This is a genomic window from Acinetobacter sp. YH12131 (assembly GCF_013418635.1).
Taxonomy (GTDB): domain Bacteria; phylum Pseudomonadota; class Gammaproteobacteria; order Pseudomonadales; family Moraxellaceae; genus Acinetobacter; species Acinetobacter towneri.
The window spans coordinates 1-2,180 of sequence record NZ_VPBQ01000044.1 but is presented as its reverse complement, the minus strand read 5'-3'; the positions used below and the strand labels follow the sequence as shown (position 1 = coordinate 2,180).

2 protein-coding genes and 1 pseudogene are annotated in these 2,180 nt (G+C 42.5%); 2 read left to right on the top strand and 1 reads right to left on the bottom strand.

What is annotated here, in order from left to right; genetic code table 11:
• Both FTU66_RS13485 and FTU66_RS13480 read left to right on the top strand, forming a co-directional pair.
• A pseudogene (locus FTU66_RS13485) lies at positions 1-122 on the top strand (hypothetical protein); the annotation flags it as partial.
• 67 nt (positions 123-189) lie between these two features.
• The gene (locus tag FTU66_RS13480) at positions 190-654 is read left to right on the top strand and encodes an ATP-binding protein (RefSeq protein WP_071830580.1); all 465 of its coding nucleotides are present in this window, start codon (positions 190-192) and stop codon (positions 652-654) included.
• A 73-nt stretch (positions 655-727) separates the two neighbouring features.
• Here FTU66_RS13480 and mph read toward each other — a convergent pair whose 3' ends face one another.
• On the bottom strand, positions 728-1,615 hold the full coding sequence (mph, locus tag FTU66_RS13475; RefSeq protein ID WP_071830579.1) for an Mph(E)/Mph(G) family macrolide 2'-phosphotransferase: 888 nt from the start codon (positions 1,613-1,615) through the stop codon (positions 728-730).
• Between the last annotated feature and the right edge of the window lie 565 nt (positions 1,616-2,180).

Here is a 2,180-nt window from a genome sequence, read left to right as displayed (position 1 = left end):
ACCGCCATCGTGTCGTGATCGGCAAGGATACGCGCCTGTCGGGCTATATGCTTGAACCCGCGCTCACAGCCGGTTTCACCTCGATGGGCATGGACGTATTCCTTTTTGGCCCGCTGCCGACAACGTAATAGGAAGAATAAACGCCCTTTTCACCCAAGTCCAAATTAATTTGCCGATTCCATAATCAGGGTGTATTACAATTCCATAGAGTTTTTCAATCCAGGTGGTTTAGCTGATAACTTAACGATTGATCAGCTTCTTCGTGAAGATTACTCGCCATGGGCGCGCAATAAAAGGATATCTGCCACGTTCAAAGAAGCGCATTTTATTGAAAAATATGGGTCAGGCATCAAACGAATCCAAGAAGGCTTCGCATCCTATGGTCTGCGTCCCCCTGTCTTTGAAAATTTCCAGCACGGTTTTCGAGTTATTGTCTCATCAAAGCTACTTTTCGAATCTAATGAGGGAGTAAGTGAGGGAGTAAATCTACTATTTAATCAGATAAGAACTAATCCAGGAAAGCGTGCACCATTTTTAGTAAACGAGCTATTAGTTCCTGTCAAGATAGTAGAGCGGTGGCTCAAAATCTTAAGAGATGATCATAAAATCGAGTTTCGAGGAGCTCCTAAAAGTGGAGGATACTGGCTAAAATAGAAATCAATGATACTCTTAAGTGGCACCAATCGAACTCCTATTTTAGCATTTAAAAAAGTATCCTCACATCATTTTATTGAACAATACCTAAGGCTGCTCTGGCGGCATTGATATGATTATCGTCGTTGCACTCTACCGCAAAAGCGCCATATGCTAATGGAGCTGCAGCAGCCCTCTCTATAGATTGTTCGTAGAGCCTATCCCATATCGTTCCGCCTTGTTTAGCATACTCCGTTATCAAACTCTTCAGGCTATCCTCTCCAAAAACCGATACGTGACCAGAAAAGTCCAGTGCAGGATCACCCATATGCGCAGTAGACCAATCTATGATACCAGAGGTCTTACCTTCCTTCGAGGTTAAGACATGCCCTGCATAGAGATCGCCATGGATGAAACAAGTGAATTCAGGCCACAAAGGGTCATTGTCCAACCATCTACGGTATCTGTTTTCCAACGGCTCGCTGATACCTATCTCAGATTTCACCAAGTGGATACGGTCAGCTATTTCGGTCCTCAATTCACTTGGAGTCATTATTTTCAAGTTGCTCTTTCTCACATCGTCAGCTGTAATACGATGTAATTCGGCCAATGATTTTGCCAGAGACTCCACATAAGCTATGCTATCGCGATCTATGTTCCAAGAAACCTCATGTGTTATCGCATCGAATGTCAGAGCAGGCGCATCCTCCAGTAAAGGGTAGGCTATTAGGCGCTCCGATACAATTTTCCAATCAGGGACATTGATCGACAGGTTTCTTTTGGCTAAATCCAATATTCTACTTTCATTTTCGATTTGTTCAAGCATATCGCTTCTTCGAGGTATACGGAGTACCCAGTTCTCACCGTTTACTTCCTTTACAAAGGCAACTCTAAAGTCGATGCCCATCTCATTGACGCTCATCTCTTCCGAAATTCTCAGCCCATGCTCTAGGGCTAATGTTTGCATATCTTCGATTGTCATTTCTATACTGTTTTCTTTTATTAAATTGGTACCAGTTCCCCCGACAGGACATTCTGAATGTCATATACAGGTGTAACACTTTACCCATATTCTTTTCGTATGGATAACACTTCCCATCAGGGAACAAAAATCTGATACATGAATTAATTGTGAGACAGTAGACCTACTGTCGCATTGAAGCCATCTCGGCGACTATTTGATTAGGAAAACCAAGGCTTTGCCATCATAGCCTTATCATAGAAGTATAACATAGTTGTAAAGATAGAAAATTATTTTTTATTCATCCATGATGTTATTATTTTATAATAACATCATCTAAACATGTCCTGTCGCTCTTTTGTGCTGTGATATTTCATACCTATTAACTGCTTTCGTTTGAATTATACGACGTTCTACTCACAATAGGGCAAGGGTTACTCATTCCGTAGGATGCGGTTCACGTATAGGAAGAATAAACGCCCTTTTCACCCAAGTCCAACAGCTTTGGACCGCAGTTGACTCTTTCGACACCCCTGCGATGCAACCCAATCCGGCTGACGGGGAGCCAGCAACGCTGAAAATTTAC